The organism is Pseudomonas sp. LBUM1670 (assembly GCF_059695695.1).
The window spans coordinates 4,652,337-4,669,074 of the sequence record NZ_CP166783.1 but is presented as its reverse complement, the minus strand read 5'-3'; the positions used below and the strand labels follow the sequence as shown (position 1 = coordinate 4,669,074).

The following is a 16,738-nucleotide window of genomic DNA, read 5'->3' as shown; positions in this document are numbered from 1 at the left end:
TAATTGTCCCAAGCCTGCGCCGCACCACGGCGATGGCGGTGGAATTCAGCCACGAACTCAGCGTGGGTAAACCGTGAGCGTCTCCTTAAGCCGTCTAGAGCGTCAGCTCGGCTACACCTTCAAGGATCAGGAACTGATGGTCCTGGCCCTGACTCACCGCAGCTTTGCCGGGCGCAACAACGAACGCCTGGAATTCCTGGGTGATGCCATTCTCAACTTCGTCGCTGGCGAGGCCTTGTTCGATCGCTTCCCGCTGGCCCGCGAAGGCCAGTTGTCGCGATTGCGCGCACGCCTGGTGAAAGGTGAGACCCTGGCTGTACTGGCTCGCGGTTTCGATCTGGGCGAATACTTGCGTCTGGGTTCCGGCGAGTTGAAAAGCGGCGGTTTCCGTCGCGAGTCGATTCTGGCCGATGCCCTGGAAGCGCTGATCGGTGCGATCTACCTGGACGCCGGCATGGACGTGGCGCGCGAGCGCGTGCTGGCCTGGCTGGCCGGAGAGTTCGAAGGCCTGACGCTGGTCGACACCAACAAAGATCCAAAAACCCGCTTGCAGGAATTTCTGCAATCGCGTGGTTGTGAGCTGCCGCGTTACGAAGTGGTGGATATCCAGGGTGAGCCGCATTGCCGGACGTTCTTCGTCGAATGTGAAATCACCTTACTGAACGAAAAAAGCCGAGGTCAGGGTGTGAGTCGTCGTATTGCCGAACAGGTAGCGGCCGCCGCAGCACTGATTGCCCTGGGTGTGGAGAATGGCAATGACTGATTCAACCGCAACACGCTGTGGCTATGTTGCCATCGTTGGCCGTCCCAACGTGGGCAAGTCCACGCTGCTGAACCACATCCTCGGCCAGAAGCTGGCGATCACCTCGCGCAAGCCGCAAACCACCCGCCACAACATGCTGGGCATCAAGACCGAAGGCGCCGTTCAGGCGATCTACGTCGACACCCCGGGCATGCACAAGGGCGGCGAAAAGGCCTTGAACCGCTACATGAACAAGACCGCTTCGGCGGCGTTGAAAGACGTCGACGTGGTGATCTTCGTGGTGGATCGCACCAAGTGGACCGACGAAGACCAAATGGTTCTCGAGCGCGTCCAGTACGTGACCGGCCCGCTGATCGTGGCGCTGAACAAGACCGACCGCATCGAAGACAAAGCCGAGCTGATGCCGCACCTGACCTGGTTGCAGGAACAGCTGCCGAACGCGCAGATCATGCCGATCTCGGCTCAGCACGGGCACAACCTCGACACGCTGGAGCGTGTGATCGCCGAGCACCTGCCGGAAAACGATCACTTCTTCCCGGAAGACCAGATCACCGACCGCAGCAGCCGCTTCCTCGCCGCCGAACTGGTGCGCGAGAAAATCATGCGCCAGCTGGGCGCCGAGCTGCCGTACCAGATCACCGTGGAAATCGAAGAGTTCAAGCAGCAGGGCAAAACCCTGCACATCCATGCCTTGATCCTCGTCGAGCGCGATGGCCAGAAGAAAATCATCATTGGCGACAAGGGCGAGCGCATCAAGCGCATCGGCACCGAGGCGCGCAAGGATATGGAGCTGCTGTTCGACTCCAAGATCATGCTCAACCTTTGGGTCAAGGTTAAGGGCGGCTGGTCCGACGACGAGCGCGCCTTGCGTTCGCTGGGTTACGGCGACCTGTAAATCATCCAGCAGCACATCGATCCACTGTGGGAGCGGGCTTGCTCGCGAATGCAATGTGTCAGTCGACATCAACTTTGACTGATACACCGCCTTCGCGAGCAAGCCCGCTCCCACATTGGATAGCTCTGTTTTCACTGGCTGTATTCTCCCTATAGAGATACTCGACGCCCATGTCCTCAACCCCACCCATCGGCCAACCCGCGTACGTCCTCCACTCCCGCGCCTACCGCGAAAACAGCGCTTTGGTGGATTTCCTCACGCCGCAAGGTCGGCTGCGGGCGGTGTTGCGCAGTGCGCGGGGCAAGGCGGGGACGCTCGCGCGGCCGTTCGTACCGCTGGAAGTCGAGTTCCGGGGGCGTGGGGAGTTGAAGAATGTCGGCCGCATGGAAAGTGCCGGCGTTTCCACCTGGCTCAACGGCGAAGCGCTGTTCAGCGGTCTTTACCTCAATGAGCTACTGATTCGCCTGTTGCCATCAGAAGACCCCCATCCCGCAGTCTTCGATCACTACGCCGCGACGTTGCTTGCGCTGGCCGAAGGCCGTCCGCTGGAGCCGTTGTTGCGTTCCTTCGAATGGCGCTTGCTCGACGATCTCGGTTACGGTTTCGCCCTGACTACCGACATCCACGGCGAACCCATCGCCCCGAACGGTCTCTATCGTTTGCAAGTGGACGCCGGTCTGGAACAGGTTTACCTGCTGCAACCCGGTTTGTTCAACGGCACCGAGTTGCTGGCCATGGCCGACGCCGACTGGTCAGCCCCCGGCGCGTTGTCCGCCGCCAAGCGTTTGATGCGCCAGGCATTGGCCGTTCACTTGGGCGGTCGTCCCTTGGTCAGTCGCGAGTTGTTTCGCAAGCCCTGATCACCCCGTATGCTGTGCACCGAACTTTCTCTTCTTCTGGAGCGCTTCCGTGACCACCAGCAATCGCATTCTTCTTGGCGTGAACATCGACCACGTTGCCACCCTGCGTCAGGCCCGGGGCACTCGCTATCCCGATCCGGTCAAGGCCGCACTGGACGCGGAAGAGGCGGGCGCTGACGGTATCACCGTGCACCTTCGCGAAGACCGTCGACACATCCAGGAACGCGATGTTCTGGTGCTCAAGGATGTGCTGCAAACCCGCATGAACTTCGAAATGGGCGTCACCGAAGAAATGATGGCGTTCGCCGAACACATCCATCCGGCGCACATTTGCCTGGTCCCGGAAACCCGTCAGGAGCTGACCACCGAAGGCGGCCTGGACGTGGCGGGGCAGGAGGCGCGGATCAAGGCAGCGGTGGATCGCCTGGCGAAGATCGGTTGCGAAGTCTCGCTTTTCATCGATGCAGACGAGCGGCAGATCGAAGCGTCCCGCCGCGTCGGCGCCCCGGCGATTGAATTGCACACCGGTCGTTATGCGGACGCCGAGACGCCAACGGACGTGGCTGAAGAGCTGAAGCGTGTGGCGGATGGCGTGGCGTTTGGCCTGGCCCAGGGGCTGATCGTCAATGCCGGCCATGGTTTGCACTATCACAACGTAGAGGCGGTTGCGGCGATCAAGGGCATCAACGAACTGAACATCGGCCATGCGCTGGTGGCGCATGCGTTGTTTGTCGGGTTCAAGTCGGCGGTGTCGGAGATGAAAGCTTTGATCCTGGCCGCAGCAAAACCCTAAGTCGAACAAAACCAAAATGTGGGAGCGGGCTTGCTCGCGAATGCGTTGTGTCAGTCAAAGTTGATGTCGACTGATACACCGCATTCGCGAGCAAGCCCGCTCCCACAATTGATTTGGGGGTGACATTAAAGCTGCGGGGTTTCCTGGCTCGGTTTGGTCTTGTCGACCCCCGGCACATGCAGATTGCCCTCGGCGACCTGATTACCCTCAAGCTGCGGCTGCGTTACCCACGTCAGGATGTCGTAGTAGCGACGGATGTTCGCCACGAAATGCACCGGCTCGCCGCCGCGGGCGTAGCCGTAGCGGGTTTTGCTGTACCACTTCTTCTCGGACAGGCGCGGCAGGATCTTCTTCACGTCCAGCCACTTGTCCGGGTTCAGCCCTTCCTTGGCCGCCAGTTTGCGCGCGTCGTCCAGGTGACCGCTGCCGACGTTGTAGGCCGCCAGTGCAAACCAGGTGCGGTCCGGTTCCTGGATCGATTCGTCCAGCTGTTCCTTCATGTAGGCCAGGTACTTGGCGCCGCCCATGATGCTTTGTTTGGGGTCCAGGCGATTGGACACGCCCATGGCCTGCGCGGTGTTCTGGGTCAGCATCATCAGGCCGCGGACGCCGGTCTTCGACGTGACAGCCGGTTGCCAGAGGGATTCCTGATAACCGACCGCCGCCAGCAGGCGCCAGTCGACTTTCTCTTGCTTGGCATAGGCCTTGAAGTGCGGCTCGTACTTGGGCAGCCGTTGCTGCAAGTGCTGGGCGAAGGTGGTGGCACCCATGTAGCCGAGCACATCGACGTGCCCGTAATAGCGGTCTTTCAGGCGTTGCAAGGTGCCATTTTTCTTGACCTTGTCGAGATAGTCGTTGATCTCGTTAAGCAAGCTGTTGTCGTCGCCGGCCGCCACCGCCCAGCTCTGGTTGCTGGCGTCACCCAGGTCAAAGGCGACCCGAATGTTGGTGAAGTAGACCTGGTTCATCGCCACTTCGTTGGAGTCGACCAACGTCAGATCGATCTGGCCTTCATCCACCATGCGCAGCAGGTCGACGACTTCAACCGCGTCGGACTCTTCGTATTCGATGCCGGGAAATTTCCGTTTCAGCTGCGCCAATTGCTCGGCGTGGGTGCTGCCCTTGAGCACCATGATCTTTTTGCCGACCAGATCTTTTGCATCGGTCGGCCGCGATTGGCCGTTGCGATAGATGATCTGCGGGGTGACTTCCAGGTAGGCGTGGGAAAACCGCACCTGCTTCTTGCGCGCTTCGCTGCTGACCAGGCCGGCCGCAGCGATCACCGGCCCGTTGGGCTTGCCCACCTGATTGAACAGGTCGTCGAGGTTGTCGGCGGTTTCAATCTTGAGTTCGACCCCCAGATCGTCGGCGAAGCGCTTCACCAGCTCGTATTCGAAGCCGGTTTCACCGTTGCGATCCTGAAAGTAGGTGGCGGGGCTGTTTCGGGTAACCACCCGCAGCACGCCATCCTCCTTTACGCGCTCCAGCGTGTTGGGTTTATCAACACAGCCACTGAGCACCAGGAAGAGTCCGGTTGCGATCAGCCATTTGGCGTACCGCGGACGCAAAGCCGTTGGGGAAAACATTTGCGCAGTATACGCAAAGGACCACGAGCGCCATATCTCGACAGCGAAGGCCTTGTCTGCTAGGGAGTTGGAAACCGCTCTGGAGCCCGCAGGAATGGGCCCGAACGACAATTTATGACAGTAAAAATAACCCCCTGCGAAGCGCTGTTTCAGGCGCAAATACCCGGCCCGACGTTCGGGTACGGCCATGCGTACCGTTTCGGGTGATGTCGCGGGCTGTTTAGGCTAGAATGCACGGCCTCAAAGCACACCCCTTCCCGAGGCTGTCCCGAAGATGTTGATCCTGCGCGGCGCTCCTGCCCTTTCTGCCTTTCGCCACAGCAAACTCCTTGAGCAACTGAGCCAGAAGGTCCCGGCTGTCAGCGGCCTGTATGCTGAATTCGCTCACTTCGCCGAAGTGACCGGCGTCCTGACCGGCGACGAACAGCAGGTGCTCGCGCGCCTTCTGAAGTACGGTCCAAGCGTTCCGGTACAAGAGCCGACCGGTCGCCTGTTCCTGGTGTTGCCGCGTTTCGGCACCATCTCGCCGTGGTCCAGTAAAGCCAGCGACATCGCTCGCAATTGCGGCCTGAGCAAGATCCAGCGCCTGGAGCGCGGTATCGCGTTCTACGTGGCCGGCCAGTTCAGCGACGCCGACGCGCAGCTGATCTCCGATGCGCTGCACGACCGCATGACCCAGATCGTATTGGGCAACCTCGAACAGGCCGCCGGCCTGTTCAGCCACGCCGAGCCGAAGCCGCTGACCGCGATCGACGTGCTGGGTGGCGGCCGCGCCGCGCTGGAAAAAGCCAACACCGAGCTGGGCCTGGCCCTGGCCGAAGACGAGATCGACTACCTGGTCAACGCCTTCGTTGGTTTGAAGCGCAATCCCCACGACATCGAACTGATGATGTTCGCCCAGGCGAACTCCGAGCACTGCCGTCACAAGATCTTCAACGCCAGTTGGGACATCGACGGTCAGAGCCAGGAAAAAAGCCTGTTCGGCATGATCAAGAACACTTACCAGATGCACAGCGAAGGCGTTCTGTCCGCTTATAAGGACAACGCTTCGGTGATCGTCGGTAACGTCGCCGGCCGTTTCTTCCCGGACCCTGAAACCCGCCAGTACGGCGCGGTGCAGGAACCGGTGCACATCCTGATGAAAGTCGAGACCCACAACCACCCGACCGCGATTGCCCCGTTCCCGGGCGCATCCACCGGTTCCGGTGGCGAGATTCGCGACGAAGGCGCTACCGGTCGCGGCGCCAAGCCAAAGGCTGGCCTGACCGGTTTCACCGTATCGAACCTGCAGATCCCTGGCTTCGAACAGCCGTGGGAAGTGCCGTACGGCAAGCCTGAGCGCATCGTCACGGCGCTGGACATCATGATCGAAGGCCCACTGGGTGGCGCCGCGTTCAACAACGAATTCGGCCGTCCGGCCCTGACCGGTTACTTCCGTACCTTCGAACAGTCGATCACCACCCCGCGTGGCGACGAAGTTCGTGGTTACCACAAGCCGATCATGCTGGCCGGCGGCATGGGTAACATCCGTGCCGAACACGTACAGAAAGGCGAAATCACCGTCGGCTCCAAGCTGATCGTGCTCGGCGGCCCGGCGATGTTGATCGGTCTGGGCGGCGGCGCGGCTTCCTCCATGGCCACCGGCACCAGCTCGGCTGACCTGGACTTCGCTTCCGTACAGCGCGAAAACCCTGAGATGGAACGTCGCTGCCAGGAAGTGATCGACCGTTGCTGGCAACTGGGCGACAAAAACCCGATCAGCTTCATCCACGACGTCGGCGCGGGCGGTCTGTCCAACGCCTTCCCGGAACTGGTGAACGACGGCAACCGTGGCGGTCGCTTCGAACTGCGCAACATTCCAAACGACGAGCCGGGCATGGCCCCGCACGAAATCTGGAGTAACGAATCCCAGGAACGTTACGTTCTGGCGGTTGGCCCGGCGGACTTCGAACGCTTCCAGGCGATCTGCGAACGTGAGCGTTGCCCGTTTGCCGTGGTCGGCGAAGCCACTGCCGAGCCGCAGCTGACTGTTACCGACAGCCACTTCGGCAACAGCCCGGTCGACATGCCGCTGGAAGTGCTGCTGGGCAAAGCCCCGCGCATGCACCGTTCGGCCGTTCGCGAAAACGAACTGGGCGACGATTTCGATCCGAGCACGCTGGAAATTGCCGACTGCGTCGAACGCGTTCTGCATCACCCGGCCGTGGCGAGCAAAAGCTTCCTGATCACCATCGGCGACCGCACCATCACCGGCCTCGTGGCCCGTGATCAAATGGTCGGTCCGTGGCAGGTTCCGGTGGCCGACGTTGCCGTCACCGCCACCAGCTTCGACGTCTACACCGGTGAAGCCATGGCCATGGGCGAGCGTACTCCGCTGGCTCTGCTGGACGCTCCGGCGTCGGGCCGCATGGCCATCGGCGAAACCCTGACCAACATCGCCGCTTCGCGCATCAACAAGATCTCCGACATCAAACTGTCGGCGAACTGGATGTCCGCCGCCGGCCACCCGGGTGAAGACGCGCGTCTGTACGACACCGTGAAAGCGGTCGGCATGGAACTGTGCCCTGAGCTGGGCATCACCATTCCGGTGGGCAAGGACTCAATGTCCATGGCCACGCGCTGGAACGACAACGGCGAAGACAAGACTGTCACCTCGCCGATGTCCCTGATCGTGACCGGTTTCGCGCCAGTGGCTGACATCCGTCAGACCCTGACCCCGGAACTGCGCATGGACAAGGGCACCACCGACCTGATCCTGATCGATCTGGGCCGTGGCCAGAACCGCATGGGCGCTTCGATCCTCGCTCAGGTTCACGGCAAGCTCGGTTCGCAAGCGCCGGACGTTGACGATTCCGAAGACCTCAAGGCCTTCTTCGCCGTGATCCAGGGCCTCAACGCCGACGGTCACCTGCTGGCTTACCACGACCGTTCCGACGGTGGTCTGTTGACCAGCGTTGTGGAAATGGCCTTCGCCGGCCACTGCGGTCTGAGCCTGAACCTCGACGGCCTGGCGGAAACCTCCGCCGACATCGCCGCGATCCTGTTCAACGAAGAACTGGGCGCCGTGATTCAGGTTCGTCAGGACGCCACCCCGGACATCCTCGCGCAGTTCAGCGCTGCTGGCCTGGGCGACTGCGTGTCGGTGATCGGTCAGCCGATGAACAACGGCGAGATCAACATCACCTTTAACGGTGACACTGTTTTCGAAGGTCAGCGTCGTCTGTTGCAACGTCAGTGGGCTGAAACCAGCTACCAGATCCAGCGTCTGCGCGATAACGCCGACTGCGCCGAACAAGAGTTCGACGTGCTGCTGGAAGAAGACAACCCGGGCCTGAGCGTCAAGCTGAGCTACGACGTCAACCAGGACGTCGCCGCGCCTTACATCAAGAAAGGCATCCGCCCACAGGTTGCCGTGCTGCGCGAGCAGGGCGTCAACGGCCAGGTGGAAATGGCGGCCGCGTTCGACCGCGCCGGTTTCAACGCGATCGACGTGCACATGAGCGACATTCTGGCCGGCCGTGTCGACCTGAACGAGTTCAAAGGCCTGGTGGCCTGCGGCGGTTTCTCCTACGGCGACGTGTTGGGTGCCGGTGAAGGCTGGGCCAAGTCCGCGCTGTTCAACAGCCGTGCTCGCGATGCCTTCCAGGGCTTCTTCGAACGCAACGACAGCTTCACCCTCGGCGTGTGCAACGGTTGCCAGATGATGTCCAACCTGCACGAGCTGATCCCGGGCAGCGAGTTCTGGCCGCACTTCGTGCGTAACCGTTCCGAGCAGTTCGAAGCCCGCGTGGCAATGGTTCAGGTCCAGGAGTCGAACTCGATCTTCCTGCAGGGCATGGCCGGTTCGCGCATGCCGATCGCCATCGCACACGGTGAAGGTCATGCCGAGTTCGAAAGCGAAGAGGCGCTGCTGGAAGCCGATCTGTCGGGTTGCGTGGCAATGCGTTTCGTCGACAACCACGGCAAGGTCACCGAAAGCTACCCGGCCAACCCGAACGGCTCGCCGCGCGGGATCACCGGTTTGACCAGCCGCGACGGTCGCGTAACGATCATGATGCCGCACCCGGAACGTGTGTTCCGCGCCGTGCAGAACTCGTGGCGTTCGGAAGACTGGAACGAAGACGCACCTTGGATGCGTATGTTCCGTAACGCTCGCGTGTGGGTTAACTAAGCGTCGTGTACAAGCTCAGCTTTTTTGTTCCGACCAGCCATGTCGAGGTGGTCAAGAGCGCTGTGTTCGCTGCCGGTGGTGGGCGGATCGGGGCTTACGATCATTGCGCGTGGCAGGTGTTGGGCCGGGGCCAGTTTCGTCCACTGGACGGCAGTCAGCCGTTCATTGGCGAAGCGGGGCAGGTCGAACAGGTTGAGGAATGGAAGGTTGAGCTGGTGGTGGCGGATGAGTTAATCGTGGCCGTGGTGGCCGCGTTGAAACTCAGCCATCCCTATGAGACGCCGGCTTATGAGGTGTGGCGGTTGGAGGATTTTTGATCTTTCCAGGCTGCTGAAATGAAAAAACCCGCTGATTTCGTCAGCGGGTTTTTTATTGCCTGGGCGGGCCTCTTCGCGAGCAAGCCCGCTCCCACACTGGTTCTGTATCGTACACGGATCCAATGTGGGAGCGGGCTTGCTCGCGAAGGCGGACTATCCGACGCCAACGTTCCAAACCTTTGCGGGCTACGGGCGGATTTCGATCATCGTGCCGTCCGGCACCAGGTTCCAGATTTCACGCATGTCCATATTGCGCATGGCGATGCAGCCGTCGGTCCAGTCCAGGGTATGGAACAGGTCCTCAGGGGTGTCTTCGGTGTCCGGCGTGCCGTGGATCATGATCATGCTGCCAGGCGCGACGCCTTCACGGCGGGCGCGGGCGGAGTCGCTGATGTTCGGGTAGGAAATGTGCATCGCCAGGTTGAAACGGTCGCTGGTCTTGCGCCAGTCAATCCAGTAGAAACCTTCCGGCGTGCGTTTGTCGCCCTCCATCAGTTTCGGCCCCTTGGGGCGTTTGCCCAGGGAAATGCGATAGGTCTTGAGCGGCTTGCCGTCGTTGATCAATTGCAATTGATGGGTGGACTTGAGAACCAGGACTTTTTCGATGACTTTGCCGTCCAGGGTTTCCGCAACGGAAGCCTGTGACAGGGCAACGAACGACAAGCAAAACACGGCAAGCAACCAGCGCATTGAAACGATATCCCTGAAAGGTGTCGCGGCTATTTTATGGGTAGGAGCTGCCGCAGGCTGCGATCTTTTAACGTCTGCGCAGGTTCCGATTGAAATCAGATAATGACAGGCTGAGCAAGCGGCGGGATCGACTCGGACCGCACAGGGTAGACCTCGGTCCGCCGGTCAGCGAAGAAGCATTCTAAGGTACGGCCCACCGTGCGGAAAGCCAGGTCGGACCACGGGATGTCGGCTTCGTCGAAAAGTGCCACTTCCAGGCTCTCGGGGCCGGCGGAAAAATCCAGGTCCACCAGCTCGGCGCGAAAGAACACATGCACCTGACTGATGTGCGGCACGTCGATCAACGTATAGATGCTCAGGTTGCGCACCCGCGCACAGGCTTCTTCAGCTGTTTCGCGAATGGCCGCCTGCTCGATGGTTTCGCCGTTCTCCATGAAACCGGCGGGCAGGGTCCAGTAACCGAGCCGTGGCTCGATGGCGCGTCGGCACAGCAACACTTTCGAGCCCCAGGTCGCCACGCAGCCGGCGACGATATTGGGGTTCTGGTAGTGGATCGCGTGACAGCTGTCACAGACGAAACGCAGACGCGAATCACCTTCCGGAATGCGTTGTGTCACCGGGTTGCCGCACTGACTGCAAAATTTCATGCTTGGGTTCCTGAATGCTGCGCCTATCTTGGCGTGCGGCGGTGTCTGTCGGCAAGTTGTCGTTTCGCGACACGCGGCAGTTCGGGGGTTGGGCGGTGGGTGTGATTGGTGCATGATGCGAAGTAGAGAATAAATCGAGAAGACTCATGCTGGACGAGCTACTGCATCGAGTAAGTAACCACACCCCACGCACACTGGAAACCGACACGCGTTTCCCTGAGGCCGCGGTACTGGTGCCCATCACTCGCAGTGATGAACCGGAACTGGTTCTCACCCTGCGCGCCAGCGGGCTCTCGACCCATGGCGGCGAAGTTGCCTTCCCCGGCGGACGCCGCGACCCGGAAGACCCGGACCTGATTTTCACCGCGCTGCGCGAAGCCGAAGAAGAAATCGGCCTGCCACCGGGACTGGTCGAAGTGATCGGACCGCTGAGCCCGCTGATCTCCCTGCACGGCATCAAGGTCACGCCTTATGTCGGCGTGATTCCGGATTTCGTCGAGTACCGGGCCAACGATGCCGAGATCGCCGCCGTGTTCAGCGTGCCCCTGGAGTTCTTCCGCAAGGACCCGCGCGAACATACCCATCGCATCGATTACCAAGGGCATAGCTGGTACGTGCCGAGTTATCGTTATGGCGAATACAAGATCTGGGGCCTGACGGCGATCATGATCGTCGAGTTGATCAACCTGCTCTATGACGCCAGGATCAGCCTTCATCAGCCTCCCAAGAGTTTTATCAACACCTGAAGCCATCGTTCGTATGGCGTGAAACCGCGGCTGCCTGAGCCTGAGGACAACACGATGAAATACCGCCTGGGCGACGCCCGTGTCGAGACCCATCCGCAGAGCTGGGTCGCCCCCAACGCCGTGCTGGTGGGCAAGGTCAAACTGGAAGAGGGCGCCAACGTCTGGTTCAACGCGGTGCTGCGTGGCGACAACGAATTGATCCTGATCGGCAAGAACAGCAACGTCCAGGACGGCACCGTGATGCACACCGACATGGGCTACCCGCTGACCATCGGCACTGGCGTGACCATCGGCCACAACGCCATGCTTCACGGCTGCACCGTCGGCGATTACAGCCTGATCGGCATTAACGCGGTGATTCTCAACGGTGCGAAGATTGGCAAGAACTGCATCATCGGCGCCAACTCGCTGATCGGCGAAGGCAAGGAAATTCCGGATGGTTCGCTGGTCATGGGCTCGCCGGGCAAGGTTGTTCGTGAGTTGACCGAGGCACAAAAGAAGATGCTGGAGGCCAGCGCTGCGCACTATGTGCATAACTCGCAGCGTTATGCCCGCGATCTGGTCGAGCAGGAAGAATGAACACGCCCGAACGCCCGGTGCGATCGCCCTGCGTGAATATCTGTGCGCTGGACGACGATGACATTTGCACCGGGTGCCAGCGCACGGTGGAAGAAATCACGCGCTGGAGCCGGATGGACAATGAAGAGCGGCGCAAGGTGTTGGGGTTGTGTCATGAGCGGGCCAAATCGAGTGGGTTGATCTGGATGATCGGTAGCAAGTCCGACAGTTGATTGCTTTCCCTGTAGGAGCGAGCTTGCTCGCGAAAAACCCAAGGACGCCGCTATATTCCTGGTTTTACGCGTTATCGTTAACGATCTTCGCGAGCAAGATCGCTCCTGCATAAGCGGCTGAAGCCAAACCCTCAGGTTCATGTAAAATGCCGCGCTTTCTCCCCATGGGAAGCGCGCAGGCTTTTATAGGTCAATCACGGCGCGACCCTCGATGATCCGCTCCATAGAGGACCTGAGATGACCCGTATCGGAACTCCATTGTCGCCCACCGCGACCCGCGTATTGATGTGTGGCTGTGGCGAGTTGGGCAAGGAAGTGGTGATCGAGCTGCAACGCCTGGGCGTTGAAGTGATTGCCGTGGATCGCTACGCCAACGCGCCGGCCATGCAAGTCGCCCATCGCAGCCACGTGATCAACATGCTCGACGGCGCCGCCCTGCGTGCGGTAATCGAAGCCGAGAAGCCGCATTTCATCGTGCCGGAAATCGAAGCCATCGCCACCGCAACCCTGGTCGAACTGGAAGCCGAAGGCTTCACCGTGATCCCGACTGCACGCGCCGCGCAACTGACCATGAACCGTGAAGGCATCCGTCGACTGGCCGCTGAAGAGCTGGATCTGCCGACCTCGCCGTACTACTTCGCCGATACCTTCGAGGACTACAGCAAGGCCGTTCAGGACCTGGGTTTCCCGTGCGTGGTCAAGCCGGTCATGAGTTCGTCGGGCAAAGGCCAGAGCCTGCTGCGCAGCGCCGATGACGTGAAAACCGCGTGGGATTACGCCCAGGAAGGCGGCCGCGCCGGTAAAGGTCGCGTGATCATCGAAGGTTTCATCGACTTCGACTACGAAATCACCCTGCTGACCGTGCGTCACGTCGGCGGCACCACCTTCTGCGCGCCGGTCGGTCACCGTCAGGAGAAGGGCGACTACCAGGAATCCTGGCAGCCGCAAGCCATGAGCCCGGTTGCGCTGGCGGAATCCGAGCGCGTGGCCAAGGCGGTCACTGAAGCCTTGGGCGGTCGTGGTCTGTTTGGTGTCGAGCTGTTCATCAAAGGCGATCAGGTGTGGTTCAGCGAAGTGTCGCCGCGCCCGCATGACACGGGTCTGGTGACTCTGATTTCTCAGGACCTGTCGCAATTCGCGCTGCACGCGCGGGCCATTCTGGGCCTGCCGATTCCGTTGATTCGTCAGTTCGGGCCTTCGGCTTCGGCGGTGATTCTGGTGGAAGGGCAATCGACCCAGACCGCCTTCGCCAACCTGGGTGCTGCGTTGAGCGAGCCGGATACGGCCTTGCGTCTGTTCGGCAAGCCTGAGGTGAATGGTCAGCGGCGGATGGGTGTGGCGTTGGCGCGGGATGAGTCGATCGAGGCTGCTCGGGCTAAAGCGACCCGTGCTTCTCAGGCTGTTGTTGTAGAGCTGTAAACCGAGGCGCGGCCTTCGCGGGCAAGCCTCGCTCCTACAGGTCCAGTGTGATCCCTTGTAGGAGCGAGGCTTGCCCGCGAAGCTTTTCCTATCAGGCAACCCGATTCAAATCGTTATGCCGCGTCTCCTTCAGGCACAGCACCGCAATCAAACTCAGCACCGCCGCCCCCGACACATACCCGCCGACATAACTCAAACCGCCCATCGCCACCAGCTTCTGTGCGAAGAACGGCGCCGCCGAGGCTCCGACAATACCGCCCAGGTTGTAAGCCGCTGAGGCTCCGGTATAGCGCACATGCGTCGGAAACAGTTCCGGCAGCAGCGCCCCCATCGGCGCGAACGTCACGCCCATCAGAAACAGCTCGATGCACAGAAACAGCGCCACGCCCCAGGTCGAACCCTGGGTCAGCAGTGGCTCCATCAGGAACCCGGACAGAATCGCCAGCACGCCACCGATGATCAGCACCGGTTTGCGCCCGTAACGGTCACTGGCCCAGGCCGACAACGGCGTAGCGGCGGCCATGAACAGCACGGCGAAGCACAGCAGGGCGAGGAAGGTTTCGCGGGTGTAGCCGAGCGTCGACACACCATAACTCAACGAAAACACCGTCGAGATGTAAAACAGCGCGTAGCACACCACCATCGAACCGGCGCCCAACAGCATCGGTGCCCAGTATTGGCTGAACAGCTCGACCAGCGGGATCTTCACCCGCTCCTGACGCGCCATGGCATTGGCGAACACCGGCGTTTCGTGCAGCTTGAGGCGCACGTACAAGCCCACCATCACCAGCGCGGCGCTGAGCAGGAACGGAATCCGCCAGCCCCACGAACGGAACTGTTCGTCGTTCAGCGTCATTGCCAGCGTCAGAAACAGGCCATTGGCGGCGAGAAAGCCAATCGAAGGGCCGAGCTGCGGAAACATGCCGAACCAGGCGCGTTTGCCTTTGGGCGCATTCTCCGTCGCCAGCAATGCCGCGCCGCCCCATTCGCCGCCCAATCCCAAACCCTGGCCGAAGCGCAGCACGCAGAGCAGGATCGGCGCCCAGGCGCCGATGCTGTCGTAACCCGGCAGCACGCCGATCAGCGTGGTGCACACGCCCATCAGCAGCAGCGAGGCAACCAGGGTTGATTTGCGCCCGATGCGGTCACCGAAGTGGCCGAACAGCGCCGAGCCCAGCGGCCGAGCGAGGAAGGCGATACCGAAGGTGAGAAATGCCGACAGCATCTGCGCGGTGCCGGAGGTCTGCGGAAAGAACACCGGGCCGATCACCAGCGCCGCGGCAGTGGCATACACGTAGAAGTCGTAGAACTCGATGGCGGTGCCGATGAAACTCGCGGTCGCCACACGGGTGGCGGAGTTCGTCGGTTGCGCAGGCGTGGTTTCGGTATAAGTCGTGCTGGTCGTCATGCGGTTATCCCTGACAGTCATGTGCCCCAGTGGAGCGAATTATTATGGTCGAACACCCAGGGATGTGGGTTTAAAGCGGAGTGCGGGTAGCACGGGGGTGGGGCGGGGCTTGGGTAAGCGGATTCGATTATAGGAAGGCGGCTAACGATCGAACAAGTGGCCGAGCGCTGGCGATGGCAACAAGTGATTAAAGGCTGGCAATGCAATTGTGGTGGGGGATTTATCTGTGGCGAGGGGATTTATCCCCGTCCGGCTGCGAAGCAGTCGTCAAATCGGTATGCGCGGTGTATCAGGTAGAGCACGGTCGCAGGTTTTGGCGCTGCTTCGCAACGCAACGGGGCGGTGCGGCGGTCCGATAAATCCCCTCGCCACAGATAAATCCCCTTACCACAGGGAATTTGTCCGGCTTTAGATAACGGCTGGAATAGAGCTGGTGTGCCAGATCAAAACCCGCGTCACGCGATTGTCCTCGGTTTCCAGAATCTCCAGCCGATAACGCCCGATCTTCAGGCACACCGCACTCTCCGGAATGGTCTCCAGCGCCTCGGTTACCAGCCCGTTAAGGGTTTTCGGGCCGTCGCTGGGCAGGTGCCAGCCGAGACTTTTGTTCAGGTCGCGAATCGACGCCGCGCCATCAATCACCAGGCGTCCATCGGCCTGCGGATGAATGTGCGGGTTGTCCAGGCTGTGCTGGCTTTCGAATTCGCCGACGATTTCTTCGAGAATGTCTTCCAGGGTGACGATGCCCAGCACTTCGCCGTACTCGTCGACCACCATGCCCAGGCGCCGCTGCTGCTTGTGGAAATTCAGCAGTTGCAGCTGCAACGGGGTGCTTTCCGGCACGAAGTAGGGATCGTGACACGCTGCCTCCAGCGCTTCGCGAGTCAGACGGCCATCGGGCAACAGATGGCGGATCTGCCGGGTGTTGAGCACCGCCTCGATTTGATTGATGTCGCTGTGGAAAACCGGCAGGCGCGTGCGCCGATTGGCACGAAGCTGTTCGAGGATTTCTTCGATCGAGTCGTCCAGGTTGATCCCGTCGACGTCACTGCGCGGCACCAGAATGTCGTTGACCGTGATGTTGTCCAGCGCGTGGATGCCCGACACCGGGTGCGGGCGAGAGACAGGGTGTTCCAGGTCGTCGCGCCGATCATTCGGCGTCTCGTCCTCGCTCTGCTGCACCACGTTGGTTTTGCGGGCAAACGGTCGCATCAGCAACTGGCTGACGCCGTTAAGCAGCCAGGCGGCCGGGTAGATGATTTTCAACGGCACGCCGAGCAAGGTGTTGCCCAGGGCCAGGATTGCGTCGGGGTAGCGGGCGGCGAGGGTGCGCGGCAGGTAGTCGGCGAATACCAGCAGAATCACGCCAGCGCCGAGGCAAGCCGCCCATGGTCCATTTTCGGCCCAGGTGAAAATCGCCAGCAAGGTGCTGATGACCACCACCAGCGCGCGGCACAGGGTGTTACAGAAAATCAGGCTGTTGAGCGGAAAACTCAGCTTTGCCACCGGCTTGTCGCTGGCGCGCGAGGCAGTGCGATGGGCCAGCAAGTGCTGCTGCGCCGCCTCGATGGCGGTAAACAGCCCCGACCATAAAATCAACAGGGCCACTACTGCGAGCATCGGCCCTATGGGCAAGTCGTCCATTAATGCCG

At 60.9% G+C, this 16,738-nt stretch carries 15 protein-coding genes; 10 read left to right on the top strand and 5 right to left on the bottom strand.

Annotation, left to right across the window (positions count from 1 at the left end; all coding sequences use genetic code 11):
- The first annotated feature begins 73 nt into the window (after positions 1-73).
- The 4 genes from rnc to pdxJ all read left to right on the top strand — a co-directional run bounded on the left by rnc (position 74) and on the right by pdxJ (position 3,311).
- The gene (rnc, locus tag ACA073_RS21240) at positions 74-763 is read left to right on the top strand and encodes a ribonuclease III (RefSeq protein ID WP_017340629.1); all 690 of its coding nucleotides are present in this window, start codon (positions 74-76) and stop codon (positions 761-763) included.
- A complete protein-coding gene (era, locus tag ACA073_RS21235) occupies positions 756-1,658 on the top strand; it encodes a GTPase Era (protein WP_008026691.1) in 903 nt (300 codons plus the stop codon). Before rnc ends, era begins: the two co-directional genes overlap by 8 nt.
- A 170-nt stretch (positions 1,659-1,828) precedes the next feature.
- Complete coding sequence (gene recO / locus ACA073_RS21230; RefSeq protein WP_497399272.1) at positions 1,829-2,518, top strand: DNA repair protein RecO; 690 nt, start codon at positions 1,829-1,831, stop codon at positions 2,516-2,518.
- A gap of 49 nt (positions 2,519-2,567) precedes the next feature.
- Positions 2,568-3,311 carry a pyridoxine 5'-phosphate synthase gene (pdxJ, locus tag ACA073_RS21225; RefSeq protein ID WP_497399270.1) on the top strand — a complete coding sequence of 248 codons (744 nt, stop codon included), beginning with the start codon at positions 2,568-2,570 and terminating at the stop codon, positions 3,309-3,311.
- Between the two features lie 125 nt (positions 3,312-3,436).
- Here pdxJ and mltF read toward each other — a convergent pair whose 3' ends face one another.
- Positions 3,437-4,897, bottom strand: coding sequence for a membrane-bound lytic murein transglycosylase MltF (mltF, locus tag ACA073_RS21220; RefSeq protein ID WP_497399268.1), 1,461 nt, complete (start codon positions 4,895-4,897; stop codon positions 3,437-3,439).
- A gap of 274 nt (positions 4,898-5,171) precedes the next feature.
- On the opposite strand from mltF, the gene purL reads away from it, so the two are divergent.
- Together purL and ACA073_RS21210 are read left to right on the top strand one after the other, a co-directional pair.
- Positions 5,172-9,068, top strand: coding sequence for a phosphoribosylformylglycinamidine synthase (purL, locus tag ACA073_RS21215; protein WP_497399266.1), 3,897 nt, complete (start codon positions 5,172-5,174; stop codon positions 9,066-9,068).
- Positions 9,069-9,073: 5 nt separating this feature from the next.
- Positions 9,074-9,385 (top strand): NGG1p interacting factor NIF3, encoded by a 312-nt coding sequence (locus ACA073_RS21210; RefSeq protein WP_497399264.1) that lies wholly within the window; start codon positions 9,074-9,076, stop codon positions 9,383-9,385.
- Between the two features lie 186 nt (positions 9,386-9,571).
- Here ACA073_RS21210 and ACA073_RS21205 read toward each other — a convergent pair whose 3' ends face one another.
- Together ACA073_RS21205 and ACA073_RS21200 are read right to left on the bottom strand one after the other, a co-directional pair.
- Positions 9,572-10,075, bottom strand: coding sequence for a L,D-transpeptidase family protein (locus ACA073_RS21205; RefSeq protein WP_497399262.1), 504 nt, complete (start codon positions 10,073-10,075; stop codon positions 9,572-9,574).
- Positions 10,076-10,170: 95 nt separating this feature from the next.
- Positions 10,171-10,722: an NUDIX hydrolase gene (locus tag ACA073_RS21200; protein ID WP_497399260.1), complete on the bottom strand. Its 552-nt coding sequence runs from the start codon at positions 10,720-10,722 to the stop codon at positions 10,171-10,173.
- 146 nt (positions 10,723-10,868) lie between these two features.
- Here ACA073_RS21200 and ACA073_RS21195 point away from each other — a divergent pair, with 146 nt between their 5' ends.
- The 4 genes from ACA073_RS21195 to purT all read left to right on the top strand — a co-directional run bounded on the left by ACA073_RS21195 (position 10,869) and on the right by purT (position 13,678).
- Entirely contained in the window at positions 10,869-11,468 is a 600-nt protein-coding gene (locus ACA073_RS21195) for a CoA pyrophosphatase (RefSeq protein ID WP_497399258.1), read from the top strand.
- Between the two features lie 54 nt (positions 11,469-11,522).
- Positions 11,523-12,047, top strand: a complete 525-nt coding sequence (locus ACA073_RS21190) for a gamma carbonic anhydrase family protein (RefSeq protein ID WP_095138284.1) — start codon at positions 11,523-11,525, stop codon at positions 12,045-12,047.
- A complete protein-coding gene (locus ACA073_RS21185; protein WP_497399255.1) occupies positions 12,044-12,259 on the top strand; it encodes a DUF1289 domain-containing protein in 216 nt (71 codons plus the stop codon). Before ACA073_RS21190 ends, ACA073_RS21185 begins: the two co-directional genes overlap by 4 nt.
- Positions 12,260-12,496: 237 nt before the next feature.
- The gene (gene purT / locus ACA073_RS21180) at positions 12,497-13,678 is read left to right on the top strand and encodes a formate-dependent phosphoribosylglycinamide formyltransferase (protein ID WP_497399253.1); all 1,182 of its coding nucleotides are present in this window, start codon (positions 12,497-12,499) and stop codon (positions 13,676-13,678) included.
- Between the two features lie 91 nt (positions 13,679-13,769).
- On the opposite strand, the gene ACA073_RS21175 is transcribed toward purT, so the two are convergent.
- A complete protein-coding gene (locus tag ACA073_RS21175; RefSeq protein ID WP_192228455.1) occupies positions 13,770-15,086 on the bottom strand; it encodes an MFS transporter in 1,317 nt (438 codons plus the stop codon).
- A gap of 408 nt (positions 15,087-15,494) precedes the next feature.
- Positions 15,495-16,730 (bottom strand): HlyC/CorC family transporter, encoded by a 1,236-nt coding sequence (locus tag ACA073_RS21170; protein WP_497399251.1) that lies wholly within the window; start codon positions 16,728-16,730, stop codon positions 15,495-15,497.
- Positions 16,731-16,738: the final 8 nt, after the last annotated feature.